The following is a 15839-nucleotide window of genomic DNA, read 5'->3' on the forward strand; positions in this document are numbered from 1 at the left end:
GTCAGGTGTCTGCGACCGCGATCACGGCGTCGAGCGCGGACAGGTGCAGGATGCGGCGGGCCGGGCTCCCGGGCGGGGTGACGACGGTCAGCACCGCCCCGCCGGCGCCCGCCTGCTCGGCCAGCTCGGTCAGCAGCGCGACCCCGGCACTGCTGACGTAACAGTCCGCGGGCAGTGTCAGCACGAGCGGCGTGCCGGCGGACGCACTGTCGAGCAGCCTCGCACGGACCTCCTCGACCCCCGCGAGGTCGAGGTCCCCGGTGACGGCGACGCGGCGCGCACCGGTCCCCGCCGCGGCCGGCGCCCCGGCGGGGGGCTCCTGAACCCGCGGCGACCAGGCACGACGGGTCGCCGACGAGGTGGGCACCGTGACCGGCACGGGCGGCATCCGGAAGGAGACGACGGTGCCGTCGTCCCCCGCGACGACCTCGACCTCCTGCGCCAGCTCCCGGATGAGGACGAGCCCACGGCCGCGGTAGCCGGGATCGGCCGGCGGCGGGCGCCAGGTGCCGTGGTCGGTGACCCGGACGGCGACGGTCGCGTCGGGCAGCAGGTCCAGGTCGACCTCGACGATCCCGTCGGACCCGGCGGGATAGGCGTGTTCGACGGCGTTGGTGGCCGCCTCGCCGAGCGCGAGCTGCAGGTCGGTGACGGCGTCGGGGTCGACACCCGCCTGCGCGCACCACCGGGCGACGACGCGGCGGAGCCCGGCCAGCTCCTTGGGCTCGGCGGCGAGCTCGAGCCGCAGCGGCGCGGGGAGCAGCCTCGCGAGCACCAGCGCGGTGTCGTCGGGGACCGCGTTGCCCTCGGACATCCTCTCGAGGAGGGCGTCGGCGCTCGGTTCGGGACGGGTCCCCACGAGGTCGCCGAAGACCGCCACGAGGCGGTCCATGCCGTCGTCGATGACCTCGGTGCGGCGTTCGAAGAGACCGTCCGAGCACAGCAGGATCGTCTCGCCGGGATCGAGCCGGTCGTCGGCCTCGACGAACGGGGGCCTGCCGAAGACGCCGAGGGGGGTGCCGCGCCCTTCGGCGAGCAGCCGGACGCCGTCGGGGCCCGACACCGCCGGTGGCGGGTGCCCGGCGCAGGCGTAGCGGAGATCCCCTGTCCCACAGTCGATCACGGCGCACACGACGGTGCTGGCCATGGCACCCGCGACGCGGCGGGCGAACAGGTCGAGCTGTTCGAGCGCGGCGGCGGGCGACTGTCCGTTGACGAGGTTCGCGGCGAGCGCGCTGCGCAGCTGGCCCATGACCGCGGCCGCGGACGGGCCACGTCCGACGACGTCGCCGACCACCAGCGCGAACCGCTGGGCACCGAGGTCGATCACGTCGAACCAGTCGCCGCCGGCCTCGGTGCCCTCCGTCCCCGGCTGGTAGCGCGTGGCCATGGCCAGGCGCTCGGTCTCGGGGAGGCTCTGGGGCAGCAGGCTGCGCTGCAGGGTGACCGCGACCTCGTGCTCGGCCTGGTGCAGCCGGGCCCGCATGACGGCCTGCGCGCACTGACCGCCGAGCGTCAGCACGAAGCTGCGCCGTTCCGGGGTGAACCGCGGGCGGGTGGCGAAGCGGAAGCCCAGGACCCCGATGGTGCGCCCGCCGACGAGCAGCGGGATCGCGGTGTGCGCCGGCCACGGCCCGTCGACGGGGTCGACCGACCAGATCGGCTCCCCCGACCGCACGGCCGCCGCGAGCGGGTGCTCGGCCGACGCGAGCAGCACGTCGCCTCCCGCACCCGACCAGCCCTGCCCGCTGACCGACCGCAAGGCACCGGACTCGTCGGTCAGGCAGACGACGACCGCCTCCGCCTGCAACGCCGACAGTCCGTGGTCGACGATCACGTCGGCCACCGACTGCAGGTCGGTGGCGCGCGCCAACGCCGTCGCCACACCGGCGAGCCGCTCGGCGACCCGCCGCCCCTCGGTCTCGGCGACGAGCAGGGACGACCGGTCCAATGCCTGCGCGGCGAGCTCGGCGACGGCCGTCGCGGCCTCACGGTCGCTCACGGAGAACGCCCGCGGTTCGCGGAACGCCACCGCCATCACACCGACGCTGCGCTGCCCGACCGCCAACGGCAACAGCCCGACCGCGCTCAGCCCGTCCGGGCGGCCCCCGACCAGCTGCGGCCACTGCGCCTCGACCTCCGCCGCGCTGGACAGCCAGATCGGGCGGCCCGACTCCACCACCGTCGTCGCCGCATCCGACGCCGACAGCGCCACCGACGACCACGCCCGCTGCGCCGACAGCCCCCAGCCGGTGCGGGTCAACGCCTCGAGCCGGCCGTCGCGCAGCTCCCACACCCCGACGACCGGCGCCGTCAGCAGCACCTCCATGTGCCGCGCCGCGATGGCCGCCACCTCACCGGGGGTGGCGGCGGCCGACATCTCCGCCGTGGCCCGGTGCAGCAGCCCCAGCCGCTGCGCCGACGCGCGTTCGAGCTCCAGCAGTCGCGCGTTGTCGATCGCGACGCCCGCGCGGCGGCCGATCTCGGTGAACACCTCGCGGTCGTCCTCGGTGAACGCCGGTGAGCCGTCGCAGCGGCCCGCACCGAACAGGCCGAGCATGCCGCCGCGCGCGGTCAGCGGTACCGCGACGACGGAGTGGATCCCCATCCGGCGCCACAGCGGATCGACGGCGTCGTCGACGAAGAGCCCGGCCGGTTCGAACAGCCGGGCCTCACCGGAGGTGAGGGTCTCGCGGCGCATCGACGGCGAACTGACGAGGTCGCGCAGCATCGACTCGTGCGCAGGGTCGGCCGCGGCCACCGCACTCATGACGAGCGTGTCGTCGCCGGCGCCCTCGTGCACCCGGGCCACGTCCACGAGACCTTCGGCCACCGCGAACCGGGCGAGGGCCGCGAGCCGGCCGTTCGCGGTCAGCTCGGCGTCGAGCATGTCGCCGAGCGCCGCGTACAGCCGGTGCCGGCGCTGCTCGCGGTGCCGCTCGTCGACGTCCAGGCACCCGCCGACGTAGCCCGCGGCGCGGTCACCGGCCCCTATCGGCGCCCCGCGGTCGAGCACCCACCGGTAGCCGCCGTCGCGGTGCCGCAGGCGGTATTCCACCTCGAACGGTGCCTCCGCCGCGACCGCGGCCGTCGTCACCGCGCGGTGCCGGGCCCGGTCCTCCGGGTGGATGCGGTCCCGCCAGTCGGCCAGCTCGCCGACCGGGTCGGTCACGCCGGTGAAGTCCAGCCAGCCCCGGTTGACGAAGACGCGATGACCGCCGACGTCGTCGACCCAGATCAGCGCCGGCGTCGCGTCGGCGGTGGCGCGGAACTGCAGCTCCGCCGCCCGCCGGGTCCGCCCGAGGTGGAGGTGGTTCGCGACGCGGGCCAGCAGCTCACGCGGCGAGAACGGCGTCACCAGATAGTCGTCGGCGCCCGCGGCCAGCCCCGAGACCGCCGCCTCCTCACCCGCCTGCTCCGACAACACGACGACCGGAAGGCCGGCGGTGCGCGCATCGGTGCGCAGGGCGCGCAGCAGCCCGATGCCGCCGGTGCCGGGGAGCGCGACGTTGGCCACCACCAGGTCCGGTGGCTCCGACAGCGCCGCCTCCAACGCCTGCTCGGCATCGGCGACCGCCTGCACCGTCCACCGCTCGGCCAGCAGCCGCAGCAGATGGTCACGCATCGCGGGGTCGCTCTCCACGACCAGGACGCGCTCCCGGCTGCCGGGGAACGGCTCCGGCGCGGCGGCCGGCCGTACCGAACGACCGGCCTCGCGCACCACGACGAGCACGCCGCCGACGCTGCCGTCGAGATCCCGGATCGGGCTGTAGGCGTGGTCGCGCAGGCTCTCCTCGTCGGTGCCGCCGCGGCGGACCATGACGACGTCGTCGCGGCGTTCCCGCGGCTCGCCCGTCTCCAGCACCGTGCGCAGCGTCGGGCCGAAGCGGCGCCAGACACCGTCGCCCACCTCGTCGGCGGGCCGTCCGTACGCCACGGGATGCAGGTCGCCCATGCCGTCGGCCATCGCGTCGTTGTAGAACACGACCAGCTGGGGGCCCCAGCACACGATCAAGGGCTGCGGCGACGACGCGATCGTGCCCAGCGTCTGGGTCAGCGCTGGGGACCATCCGGACTCGGGGCCGAGGGCCGTCCCCGCCCAGTCGATCAGCGCGTGCTGCGTCGCGACGTCGGCAGGTCTGCCGGTCGGGTCGATCACCGGCACCTCCCCTGCCACAACGACGACTCGCCGAGTCACAGCGTGCCACCTCCGGGCGCTCCCGGCATTTTCCGGTGACCCTGCCGGGCCGCCGCCGTCCCGGCGATCCGGTTCCGGGCCGTGGGCGAACGGGGTAGACCAGGTGCATGAGCGTGACCGTCGAGGACCGGACGCTGACGTTCCCGGTCCGGATCGCCGACGCGACCGCGGTGGCCGGGTGCTGGGTCGTCCGCGCCGCCGACGTGCGTCCCGTGCTTCGCGACGCGGAGTTCGAGGTCGCCGCCGTCGCCGGGCGCACGGTTGCCGTGCTGGCCCTGCTGCGGTACCGGGTCAGCGACCTCGGTGCCTACGACGAGCTCGGTCTCGCCGTGCCCGTCCGCCACCTGGGCCGTCTCGGCGCCCACCTGCTGCAGCTGCCCGTCACCGGTCCGTTCACGACGGCCGCCGGACGACAGCTGTGGGGGCTGCCCAAATGGCTCGCCGACGCCGACCTGTCCCTCGGCCCCCGCGGCGCGACGAGCGAGTGGCGCGCCGACGGCCACGTCGTGCTCGAGGCGGCCCTGCGGACCTCGCCGACGGTGCTGCCGGTGTCCGTCCCCGCCCGGCTGACCGCGCTCGCCGCCCGCGACGGCGACGTCCTGCGCTCCCCGGTCCGCGGTCGGGCGCGGGGGCTGCGGGTCGGGTTCGGCGCCGCGGCCCGCCTCGTCGGGCACGGGCCGCACCCCCTCACCGACGACCTGCGTGCCCTGCGGCTGCCGCGCCGACCCCTGCTGACGGTCGGGATCGAGCACCTGTCGTTCGACATGGACCCGGCCCAGGTCGTCCGCTGACGCGTCAGCGGTGCGCGGCCAGCCACTCCCGCAGGTCGGCCAACGGCTGCTCGCGCTCGGGCTCGTTGTAGATCTCGTGCCACAGCCCGTCGTACCAGCGGACCGTCGCATCGGGTGACCCGTTGAGCGACTCCAGCAGTCGCGTCCCCGCCGGGTCGGTCAGCTCGTCGGCCGTTCCGTGCTGGATCAGCACCGGCAGCCGCAACGCCCGCGACCGCTCCGGCAACGTCGCGAACTGGCCGACCAGCCGCGACGCCAGTCCCAACGTCGGGTTGCCGTGGTGGTTGAGCGGATCGGCCCGGTAGGCCGCCACCACGGCCGGGTCCTTGCTGATCCTGGTGACGTCGATGCCCGTCGGTCGGATCGTGGGCAGCACCTTTGCCACCTGCGTGAGCACCAGGACCAGCGGCTTCGGCGCCGCCGAGCTCGCCAGCGCCGGCGCCGACAGCACTGCGCCACGCAGCACGTCCTGGTGCTCCAGCGCGTAGGCCAGCGCGATCTGCCCGCCCATGCTGTGGCCGAGGACGAACACCGGCAGGTCCGGGTGCCGGGCGGTGACGGTGCGGCGAAACAGGTCGAAGTCCGACAGCCAGTCCGCGTAGTCGTCGAGGTGCGCGCGGCGACCGTTCGACCGGCCGTGGCCGCGGTGGTCGAGCGCGTACACCGCCCACCCGTCGGGGACCAACGTGTCGACGACGTTGCCGTAGCGCCCGCCGTGCTCGCCCAGTCCGTGCGACACCAGCACGATGCCGGTCGGCTCGGCCGGTTCCGTGCCCTGCCAGTACAGCTCGACCCGGCGGGCGCCCATGAGCCTGCCCTCGACGTGCCGCTCGCCGGCCATCCTGCTCAGCCTCCCAGCGTCGCGGTGCCCGGATCGAGGACGACGTCGTGCGTCGCCGTCGCGCCCGGTGCGACCTTGACCTGCGTCGCAGCCGGGTCGTGCCGTGGAGCCGTCACCGCGACCGTGTACTCGCCGCTCGGGAGGTCGCCGATCCGGTAGTCGCCGGTCGCCGCCGTCCGGGTCGAGTCGACGACCTCGCCCTCCTCGATCAGCGAGACCGACGCGCCACCGACCGGACGGCCCGCCGCGTCGCGGACCCGGCCCGCGACGGCCGACGACGTGGCGAGTACGAGCGCGAGCTCGTCGCCCGACGCCTCGCCCGTGATCGTCGTGACCGTCGGCTGGTGTCCCGCCGCGGAGGCGACGACGACGAAGCCGTCCGCGTCGCCGTCGCTCGGACCGGCGAGCGCGCCCCGGCCGTCGGCGTCCGCGGTGGCCTCGGCCAGGCCCTGGCCACGACCGTCGAGGAGCCGCACCGTGGCACCCGCCACCCCGTCGCCGTCGCGGCCCACGACACGGAAACGGACGGATCCGCCGTCCTGAGCCGTCGCCGCTGCGGCGGGCTCCGGCGCCGTGGGCATAGCGGGCGCGGCCGTCGCGGGCGCGGCCGTCGCAGGCCGGGTCCAGACGTCGGGCGCGGGGTGCGCGGCGGCGGCTGCGGCGAGCCCCGTCGTCGCGGCGGCTGCCGTCGCCGCGAGCGTGGAACCGTTCGCGTCGGTCGTCGCGTGCCCCGGCGGGGACGCGACGGGCTCGGCCTGCGGAGCCGCGCCGACCGTCGACACGCCGGATCCGTCGTGCGACACAGCGGTGTCGTCGTCGCGAGCCGTCCCGGGTGCCGGGTCCGACGCAACCGCCGGGTCCGACGCGGGCACCGGGTCCGACGCAGCCGCCGGGCCCGACGTAGGTACCGGGGTCACCGCCGCCAGCCCGAACGCGGGGGTGGGGTCCTTCACCGCGGGCCGTTCGGCGCTCTTGTCGCTCTCGGAGTCGTCGATGTCCGCCCAGTCGGAGAAACCTGCGAGCGCGTCCGCGGCGGGGGCGACCGGGGCGACCTTCGATGCGTCGTCGGGTCGGGGCCCGCCCCGGCGGGTGCCGAGGCTCGCGATCGACGCACCGGTCGCGACCACCGTCGCGGTGGTGTCCCCGCCGGGGGTCCGGCTACTCGCATCGGTGGCCGCTCCGCCCGCGGGAGGCCCGGCCGTGGCCGGGTCGGCCTTCTCTGCGGTCCCGGGCCCGCCGGGCGACGGTGCCGTCTCGACGGCGTCGCCGAGGCCCGCCGGTTCGCCGCGGTCCGCGACCGCCTTCGCGGGCTCCGCCGGCTGTGCGGGTCCGGCCTCCCCGGGCTCCACCGGCGTCGCGCGTTCCTCAGACCTCGACCGCAGGCCCACGACCCCACCCGCCGCCGCGGCGGCACCCGCGACGATCGCCGCGACGGACGGCGCCTTCGGGGCCGGCCCGGCGGGCACCGCGCCGACCGGCTCGTCCGTGCCCGAGGGAGCTGACGGGACCGACGGGGCCGTGACGTCGTCCGCATGGCGGCCCGGCTCGAACCAGGCCGTCGCCCGACCGGCACGGCTGATCTGCGCCGGAGCGTCGGTCGACGCACCAGCGGTGCCGGCGGCGGGGGCCGACGGCGGCTCGGTGGCCGTCGGCGCTGCATCGGGCTTCTCCGCCGGGGTCGCCGCGGTGTCGTCGGCGGTGACGCCTGGTGAGGGCTCGACGAGGCGCACCGTCCGGGCGACGGGGCGCGGCGCCGGGAGGTCGGGCGTTTCGGGTGCGGCGGTTCCGGTCGACCCGGGTGCCGTCGGCCGGTCACGGGTCGCCGCGTGTCGTGCGGCCGTCCCGGTGCTCGTGGAGCCTGCGGGCGTGGCGGGTGCGGTCGGCGTGGTGCGGGCCGCGGGTCGGCGGTCACCGACCGCCGCGAGCCACCGCCAGTCGGGCTGCTCGGACGACGTCGGCTCGACCGGCCCGGCAGCGGGCAGGACGAGGGAACCGTCGGGGACCCGGCCCCACGGCGGGCTGACGTCGCCGCGGTCGACCGGGCCGGCGGGGGCGGCTTCGGGCTCCAGTTCGGGTTCGGGCGCGGTCACGGCCGGCGCGGACGGGGCTGCGGAGGCCCGGGCCTCGGTCGCACGCGGACGGGGCTGCGGCAGTCCCGGCGCCGGACCCGCGGCGGTGGGAGACCCGGCGGTGGGAGGCCCGGCGGCCCCGCGCCCGGCGGTTGCTGCCGCCGTCGCGCCCGCCACGGCGACGCTGCCCGCGGCGACCGCCGCACCCGCCGCGGCAGGGGTCCCGGTGGTGGGGGCGGTTGCGGCACGGGCGGACGTCGCCGCGTCGGGCGATGCAGCTGTGGCCTGCGTGGTTGCCGACGGAGTCGCTGTCGCCGCGGGTTCGTCGACCGACGGGGCCGGACGCGTCGATCGTTCGCCACCGACGACGTCGTTCGACGAGGTGGCGGCGGGCGGTGCGGCCGCGGGGGTCGCGCCCTCGGTCGCGCTCGGGGTTCCCGACTCCTCGGCCTTGAGCCGCACGAGGTCCGCGACGGTCCGGGGGCCGGACTGCGTCTCGCCACCCCGCTTGGTGCGCAACAGGAAGAACGCGAGCAGTCCGCCGACGACGATCACGCCCAGCAGGATCAACCCGATCTCGGTCATCGAAAACTTCTCTCCCGCCAGATCGGTCCACATCGCCCATCCGAAGCGGCGACCGTAGCACCGCGAAGCGCCTGTTTCCGCTGCGCCGCACCGTTCCGGGGGGCAGGACCACGCGGTCGGGCGCGTCCGAATGCCGCCCCCCGACGGTGGGTACGGATGCCCTCGGCGACGATCGTCGCCTGCGCCGCCCGTGGGGGCGGTGTCGAGGACCGAGGAGGACCCGCCGTGTTCAGTCCCGACGACGACCTGACGGCGCTCGCGGCCGCGCACGGCGTCGCCACCTCCTACCGTGACGGCGACCGCCGGGAGGTGGTGGTCGATCCCGAGGTGGTGGTCCGGGTCCTGGGCCTGCTCGACGTCGACGCGACCACCCCGCAGGCGCGGCGCGCGGCGCTGGCGACGGCACCCGCACCCGACCGCCTGCCGGGGACGATCGCGCTGCGCACCGACCGGGCCCGCCCGGTCCCGGGCGCGGGGACCTTGAGCACGGAGGGCGGCGACGTCGTCGAGATCGACGGTGTGCTGCCGGCCGGTCTGCCTCAGGGCTATCACGTACTGGATCTCGGCGGGCGCACGGCGACGGTCGTCGTCGCCCCGCCCGCACTGCCGGAGCCGCCCCGGACGTGGGGCTGGATGCTGCAGCTCTACGCGCTGCACTCCCGTTCGTCCTGGGGCATCGGCGATCTCGGCGATCTGCGTGAGTTCGCGGAGTGGACGGGCCGTGCCCACGGCGCCGACGCGATCCTGCTGAACCCGTTGCACGCGATCACACCGGTGCCGCCGGTGCAGCCGTCGCCGTACACGCCGTCGAGCCGCCGGTTCGCCACACCGCTGGCGTTGCGCGTCACCGACCTGGACGCCTACGCGGCTGCCGACGCCGTCACCCGCGCGGAGGTCGACGCGTTGCGCCCGGAGACGGTCGGCGACCGCATCGCGCACGACCGGGTGTGGGCGGCGAAGCGGGCGGCGCTGGAGCTGCTGTGGCGGTCCGCCGGGCGCCCGGAGCCGCGCGGCGCGGGTGCGGACCTGTGGGAGTTCGCGACCTACTGCGCGTTGGCCGAGCGCTGGGGTGGCCGCTGGTCGCTGTGGCCGGCGGGCCTGCGCGACCCGCGATCGACCGAGGTGGCGGCGGCGCGCCACGAGCTGGCGCCGCGGGTGGCGTTCCACGCGTGGGTACAGGATCAGACGCAGGCGCAGCTGGGCGCGGCGCGCGCGGCGGCCCGCGACACGGGGATGCGGATCGGGCTGATCGGGGACCTGGCCGTCGGGTGCGACCCGGAGGGTGCCGACGCCTGGGCGCTGCAGGACGTGCTGGCGCTCGGGGTGAGCGTGGGCGCGCCGCCGGACGCGTTCAACCAGCGCGGCCAGGCGTGGGGGCTGCCGCCGTGGCGGCCCGACCGGCTCGACGCGACGGGCTACTCCGCCTATCGAGATCTGTTGCGCGCCTTGGTTTCTCATGCCGACGGACTGCGGATCGACCACGTTGCCGGGTTGTTCCGGCTCTGGTGGGTGCCGCCGGGCGAGGGTCCGGACCGCGGCACCTACGTCCACTACGACGCGGACGCGATGCTCGCGGTGCTGACGTTGGAGGCGCATCGAGCGGGCGCGATCGTCGTCGGGGAGGACCTGGGCACGGTGGAGCCCGAGGTGACGGAGGCGTTGCAGGAGCGGAACATGCTGGGCTCCACGGTGATGTGGTTCGCCCGCGACGAGGACGCGCCGGGGATGCCGTTGCTGCCGCCGCAGCGGTGGGCGGAGCAGGCCGTCGCGACGATCTCGACGCACGACCTGCCGACGGCCCCCGGCTTCCTGCGCGGTGAGCATGTGCGGGCCCGCGCCGAGCTGGGCCTGCTCGACGACGTGCCCGCCGAGGAGGCGCGGGCGGCGGCCGAGCGGGCGGAGCTGGTGACGCTGCTGGTGGACGAGGGCCTGCTCGACTCCGCCGACGCCCCGGAGGACGCGGTCGTCGTGGCGATGCACCGGATGCTGGGGCGCAGCAGGTGCCGCCTCGCGCTCGTCGCCCCATACGACCTCGTGGGCGAGGTCAGGCAGCCGAACCTGCCCGGCACGGTCGACGAGTACCCGAACTGGCGGCTGCCGCTCGGGGTGTCGGTGGAGGAGCTGCGTCACGACCCCAGGATCGCCGCTGTCCTCCCCCTACGGGACTGATCCCCAGAGTTGTCCACAGGTGGATCCCTTTGTGGACAACTCAGGGGGTGAAGCGCAGCGCGCTCGGCTTTCCGTCGGACAGGGCTGCCAGGTGCTCGTCGAGCGTGGTCATCCCGGGCAGGTCGCGCCCCTCGGCCATCCCGGCCAGCAGGGCGGCCTCGGCCCGCTCGACCTCCTCGGCACCGGCGACGGCCGCGGCGAACTGCGCGACCGTCCCGACGACGAGCCCGTCGTCGTCGCCCACGACCAGGTCGCCGGGAGCCACCGTGACCCCGCCGATCACGACGGGCTCGCCGTGGCGCCCGGGATGCACGGTGGTGCCCGCCATCGGCGTCGTCCCGCGCGCGTAGACGGGCACCCCGACCTCGGCGATGCCCGCGCGGTCGCGGCAGTACCCGTCGACGACGATCCCGGCGAGCCCGCGCCGCTTCGCCTCGGTCGCGAACAGCTCGCCGGACACGGCCCTCGTCCCGCCCTCGGTGGCGACGACCAGCACCGACCCGGCCGGTGCCTCCCGGATCGCGACGAGCAGCCCGAGGTGGTCGTCGTGCGCGGCGACGGTCGTCGCCGGCCCCGCGAGCCGGGCTCCCGGGACGAGGGTGTGGATGGCGGGGTCGACGGCACCCAGCGTCTTGTCGGCGTCGCACACCGACGACACCTGCAGGGTGCGCAGCCGGTCGAGGAGGGCGGGGAGGTCGGTCATGGCCTCATCGTGGCGGGACCGGGCGGCGGGCGCACCCCCGTCCGTGTGGCGCGCAGGGCGCTGCGCCGGATCTTGCCGGTGTCGTCGCGCAGCTGCTCGTCGGTCTGCTCGAACGTGCGGGGGAGCTTGGTGCGCACCAGCCGGGTCGCGAGATGGGCGCGCAGGTCGTCCTCGACGTCGGCCAACGGCACCGAGAGCTGCACGACCGCGTGGACGACGTTGCCCAGGTCCTCGTCGGGCAGCCCGATCACCGCGCTGTCCAGCACCGCCGGATGCTCCGAGAGGGCGGCCTCGACCTCCGCCGGGTACACGTTCGCCCCGCCGACGAGGATCATGTCCGAGCGCCGGTCGGCGAGGTACAGGTAGCCGTCGGCGTCGAAACGGCCCATGTCCCCCAACGACTCCCAGCCGTCGCGTGCACGGGCCTCGGCGCCGATGTAGTGGTAGGTGGGGGTGTCGCCGTCGGGGCGCATCCAGATCTCACCGGTCTCGCCGGGTGGCAGTTCGGCCCCGTCCTCGCTGCAGACCTTCATGGCTCCGCGGGTCACGCGCCCGACCGATCCGGGGTGGGCGAGCCAGTCGACGCCGTCGATCATCGTGGCGGCCTGCGACTCCGAGCCCGCGTACAGCTCGACGACCCGTTCCGGCCCGAACCAGTCGAGGAAGCCGCGTTTGACGTGCTCGGGGCACGGTGCACCGACGTGCAGGACCGTCCTGATCGACGTCAGGTCCGCCGCGGCGCGCACCTCCTCGGGCAGCCGGAGCAGCCGCCCCATCATGGTCGGGACGACGTAGAGCCATGTGACGCCGTGGCGTCCGACCAGCTCCAGCGTCGCCGCGGCGTCGAACCGCTTCATGATCACGACGTGGTGGCCCTGCAGCAGCGCCATCAGCGAGAACATGAAGGGCGCGTTGTGGTACAGCGGTGCGGTGACGAGGAAGACGCCGTCGCGGTCGATGCGCAACGCCGGCGCCCGGGAGAGGACGGCCTCCGTCGTCGGCGGCTGACCGGCGACGATGATCTTCGGACGGCCGGTGCTGCCACCCGAGGTGGGCGCCTTCCACGACGGTCCGATCACCGGGGGCAGCGGGTCTGCCGTCTCGTGCGAGGCGTCGTGGTCGGCGGGCAGCCAGGGCCGGCCGTCACCGGGGTCGATGCCCACGACGAGCGCCGCCCCGGCCAGCGCGACGATCGCCTCCAGCTCGCCGCCGGGGAGGTGGTGCGACACGGGGAGCGGTACCGCGCCGAGCTTCCAGGCCGCGACCGAACACTCCAGGTGCCGGGCGCTGTTGGGCAGCGCGATCGCGACCATCGAACCGCAGGTGACCCCCCGCGCGGCGAAGGACCGGGCGAGCCGGTTGGTCCGGTCCTCGAACTCGGCGCGGCTGATCGTCGCGTCGTCGTGGGTCACGGCGGGCGCGGCGGGGGCCGCGGCGGCCAGGCCGCGCAGCCCCTCCCCCAGTGAGGTCGGCACCCCGTCACGATCACCCATTCCCTCGGTCGTGGGCAAACACAGCAACGCTTGACATCGGTGCGGGCGCGACGTTGTGTGCGAATCATGTACAAACTCATCGCGACGTGGTCGGCGCCGCCCGCAGGGCAGCTCGACGAGTTCGAACAGCACTACGAGACGGTGCACGCACCGGCCGCGGCGAAGGTGCCGAACCTGCGGCGCATCGTCCTGACCCGGACCGCCGACGGTCTCGAAGGCGGCGAGCCCGGGTTCCACCGCGTCGCCGAGATGCTGTTCGACTCCCCGGCGGCGCTCGAGGAGAGCAGCCACTCCGCGGAGTGGGACGCGATGCGTGCCGACGCCGGCGGCATGATCGAACGCTTCGGCGTCTCGCTGACCGTCGCGATGGGCTGGGAGAGTGAGCTCCCGGCGGGCGGCTGACCGTGGACCTGCAGCTGCACGGCAAACGGGCCGTTGTGACGGGCGGGAGCAGCGGTATCGGGCTGGCTGTCGCCGACGGGCTGGCGGCGGAGGGGGCCGACGTCGCGCTCGTGGCCCGCCGCAAGGAACCTCTCGACGCCGCCCTCGAACAGGTCGGCCGGCACGGCACCCGGGTGCTCACCGTGCCCGCCGACACCGCCGAGGACGACTCGGTCCGCGCCATGGCCGACGTCGTGGTCCGCGAGCTCGGCGGGGTGGACATCCTCGTCAACTCCGCGGCCAGGCCGGCGGGCCTCATCCCGCAACGGGGGCTGCACGACCTCACCGACGACGACGTCCGCATCGAGTTCGAGACCAAGGTCCTGGGCTACCTCCGGTGTGCCCGGGCACTGGCGCCGTCGATGATCACCGGCGGCTGGGGGCGCATCGTCAACATCTCGGGCCTCAACGCCCGCCAGTCGGTGTCGATCCCCGGCTCGATGCGCAACATCGCGGTCGCCGCCATGTCCGCCGCCCTCGCCGACGAGCTGGGCCCCAAGGGGATCAACGTCTCGGTCGTGCACCCGGGTATGACCGTCACCCAGGGCACCGAGGAGCTCATCGCCGCCCGCGCCCAGCAGCAGGGCATCGACGAGCAGACGATGCGCACCCGCGCCGAGGCCGGTACCCGCATCGGCAGGCTCGCCACTGCGGCGGAGGTCGCCGACGTCGTGGTGTTCCTCTGCTCGCCGCGTTCGGTCGCCATCGCGGGCGACGCCATCGCGGCGGGTGGTGGCGCCCGCGGCGTGACCCACTACTGATCGGGCATCATCGTTCGATGGAGTCGACGCGCCTGGACCGCTGGCTGTGGTCCGTGCGGCTGACGAAGACCCGGTCCGACGCGGCCGCCGCCTGCCGTGGCGGCCACGTCAGGGTCAACGACAAGCCCGCGAAGCCGGCCACACCCGTCAAGGTGGGCGACCACATCCGGGCCCGCGTCAACGACCGCACCCGCATCGTCGAGGTCGTCCAGGTCATCGAGAAGCGCGTCGGGGCCCCGGTCGCCGAGCAGTGTTATGTCGACAACACCCCTATCGCGCCGCCCTCCGAATCCGTTCCGGTGGCATATCGCGACCGCGGCGCCGGACGCCCCACGAAGCGTGACCGGCGGGTCCTGGACGAGTGGCGTCGCGGCCTCAGCCCACCCTGACCGCGCGCACTCTGCGGTGCCCAGCAAGATGGGCGCTATGTACGACGCGCTGTACCGACATCTGCTGCGCCGGATCCCGGCCGAACCCGCGCACCGCGCGGCTTTCGGGCTGATCCGCGCCGCGGCCGGTCCTGCGCCGTTCGGTAAGGCGTGGGCGGCCATCTCCGGCACGCCCGACCCCGTGTTGCGGTCCGAGGTCATGGGCATCGACTTCCCGGCGCCCCTCGGCCTCGCCGCGGGCTTCGACAAGGACGGACAGGGCGCCCGCGCCCTCGCCCGCCTCGGGTTCGGCTTCGTCGAGATCGGGACGGTCACGGCCCGCCCGCAACCGGGCAACCCCAAGCCGCGGCTGTTCCGCCTGCCCGACGACAACGCGCTCGTGAACCGTATGGGGTTCAACAACTCGGGTGCCGAGGCCGTCGCGGCGCGGCTGCGCGCGCACCGCGGCGCCCGGGGCGAGAGGGCCGTCATCGGGGTCAACATCGGCAAGAGCAAGGCCGCCGAGCCCGACGAGGCCATCGCCGACTACGTCCGCAGCGCCGAGCTGCTCGCGCCGTATGCCGACTACATGGTCGTCAACGTCAGCTCCCCGAACACTCCGGGGCTGCGCGACATGCAGCAGGTGTCGGTGCTGCGCCCGCTGCTGGCCGAGGTGCAGGCCACGATCCGCCGCGTCTGCGCGGACACCCGGGTGCCCCTGCTCGTGAAGATCACGACGGACCTCGCTTCCGAGGACATCGACGCCGTCGCCGACATGGCCACCGAGCTGGGCCTCGACGGTGTGGTCGCGACGAACACGACGGTCTCGCGGACGGGACTCGTCACGGCGCCGAGGATCCTGGAGGAGATCGGCAACGGCGGTGTGTCGGGGCGGCCATTGTCGGCCCCCGGTCTCGCCGTCGTCCGGCGGCTCCGGGAGCGCCTCGAGGGGAAGCTGACGATCATCTCCGTGGGCGGTATCGAGACCGCAGCCGACGCCTACGCCCGGATCAGGGCCGGCGCCTCCCTCGTGCAGGGCTACACGGGCTTCGTCTACAAGGGCCATCGCTGGCCGGTGCGTGTGCATCGCGAACTCGCCCGGTTGCTCCGCGAGGACGGCTTCTCCGCCCTGGGCGAGGCCGTCGGCGCGGACGCCAGGACCTGATTCTCCACTCTCCGAATTCGACATGACGCCGGTCCACAATGGCGCGGACCGGTTCAGTCGAATTCGACAGGCCTCTGGAACGCAAAAAAAAAAGAGGATGGTCCCGGACCGAAGTCCGGGACCATCCTCACATTTGATGTCGGCGGCGACCTACTCTCCCACACCCTGGCGAGTGCAGTACCATCGGCGCTGGAGGGCTTAGCTTCCGGGTTCGGGATGGGACCGGGCGTTACCCCTCCGCCATAACCACCGACA

Annotated in this window: 11 protein-coding genes and 1 rRNA gene; 6 read left to right on the plus strand and 6 right to left on the minus strand. The window is 74.8% G+C overall.

Translation table 11 applies throughout. The features are described from left to right. Position 1: 1 nt before the first annotated feature. On the minus strand, positions 2–4159 hold the full coding sequence (locus AB7F12_RS23795; protein ID WP_428499871.1) for a SpoIIE family protein phosphatase: 4158 nt from the start codon (positions 4157–4159) through the stop codon (positions 2–4). A 146-nt stretch (positions 4160–4305) separates the two neighbouring features. On the opposite strand from AB7F12_RS23795, the gene AB7F12_RS23800 reads away from it, so the two are divergent. Beyond that, positions 4306–4989 carry an acetoacetate decarboxylase family protein gene (locus tag AB7F12_RS23800; RefSeq protein WP_428499870.1) on the plus strand — a complete coding sequence of 228 codons (684 nt, stop codon included), beginning with the start codon at positions 4306–4308 and terminating at the stop codon, positions 4987–4989. A 4-nt stretch (positions 4990–4993) separates the two neighbouring features. Here the strand turns inward: AB7F12_RS23800 and AB7F12_RS23805 are convergent, their stop codons facing one another. Both AB7F12_RS23805 and AB7F12_RS23810 read right to left on the minus strand, forming a co-directional pair. Further along, positions 4994–5830 (minus strand): alpha/beta hydrolase, encoded by an 837-nt coding sequence (locus AB7F12_RS23805; RefSeq protein ID WP_428499869.1) that lies wholly within the window; start codon positions 5828–5830, stop codon positions 4994–4996. Between the two features lie 5 nt (positions 5831–5835). Then, positions 5836–8484 carry a carboxypeptidase regulatory-like domain-containing protein gene (locus AB7F12_RS23810; protein ID WP_428499868.1) on the minus strand — a complete coding sequence of 883 codons (2649 nt, stop codon included), beginning with the start codon at positions 8482–8484 and terminating at the stop codon, positions 5836–5838. A gap of 225 nt (positions 8485–8709) precedes the next feature. Here AB7F12_RS23810 and malQ point away from each other — a divergent pair, with 225 nt between their 5' ends. Continuing rightward, complete coding sequence (gene malQ, locus AB7F12_RS23815; RefSeq protein ID WP_428499867.1) at positions 8710–10653, plus strand: 4-alpha-glucanotransferase; 1944 nt, start codon at positions 8710–8712, stop codon at positions 10651–10653. 40 nt (positions 10654–10693) lie between these two features. On the opposite strand, the gene AB7F12_RS23820 is transcribed toward malQ, so the two are convergent. Both AB7F12_RS23820 and AB7F12_RS23825 read right to left on the minus strand, forming a co-directional pair. After that, complete coding sequence (locus tag AB7F12_RS23820; protein ID WP_428499866.1) at positions 10694–11356, minus strand: RraA family protein; 663 nt, start codon at positions 11354–11356, stop codon at positions 10694–10696. Then, the gene (locus tag AB7F12_RS23825; RefSeq protein ID WP_428499865.1) at positions 11353–12831 is read right to left on the minus strand and encodes an AMP-binding protein; all 1479 of its coding nucleotides are present in this window, start codon (positions 12829–12831) and stop codon (positions 11353–11355) included. Before AB7F12_RS23825 ends, AB7F12_RS23820 begins: the two co-directional genes overlap by 4 nt. 84 nt (positions 12832–12915) lie before the next feature. Here AB7F12_RS23825 and AB7F12_RS23830 point away from each other — a divergent pair, with 84 nt between their 5' ends. Genes AB7F12_RS23830 through AB7F12_RS23845 form a run of 4 tightly spaced genes read left to right on the plus strand, consistent with a single transcriptional unit; the run spans position 12916 to position 15584 of the window. Next, positions 12916–13251 (plus strand): EthD family reductase, encoded by a 336-nt coding sequence (locus AB7F12_RS23830; protein ID WP_428499864.1) that lies wholly within the window; start codon positions 12916–12918, stop codon positions 13249–13251. 2 nt (positions 13252–13253) lie between these two features. Next, positions 13254–14051, plus strand: coding sequence for an SDR family NAD(P)-dependent oxidoreductase (locus AB7F12_RS23835; RefSeq protein WP_428499863.1), 798 nt, complete (start codon positions 13254–13256; stop codon positions 14049–14051). 17 nt (positions 14052–14068) lie between these two features. Further along, a complete protein-coding gene (locus AB7F12_RS23840) occupies positions 14069–14440 on the plus strand; it encodes an RNA-binding S4 domain-containing protein (protein ID WP_428499862.1) in 372 nt (123 codons plus the stop codon). Positions 14441–14477: 37 nt separating this feature from the next. Further along, the gene (locus AB7F12_RS23845; RefSeq protein ID WP_428499861.1) at positions 14478–15584 is read left to right on the plus strand and encodes a quinone-dependent dihydroorotate dehydrogenase; all 1107 of its coding nucleotides are present in this window, start codon (positions 14478–14480) and stop codon (positions 15582–15584) included. Positions 15585–15721: 137 nt separating this feature from the next. Here the strand turns inward: AB7F12_RS23845 and rrf are convergent. Beyond that, positions 15722–15838: ribosomal RNA gene (gene rrf, locus AB7F12_RS23850) — 5S ribosomal RNA — on the minus strand. Position 15839: the final 1 nt, after the last annotated feature.

It is taken from the genome of Pseudonocardia sp. (assembly GCF_050250275.1).
Classification (GTDB): Bacteria; Actinomycetota; Actinomycetes; order Mycobacteriales; family Pseudonocardiaceae; genus Pseudonocardia.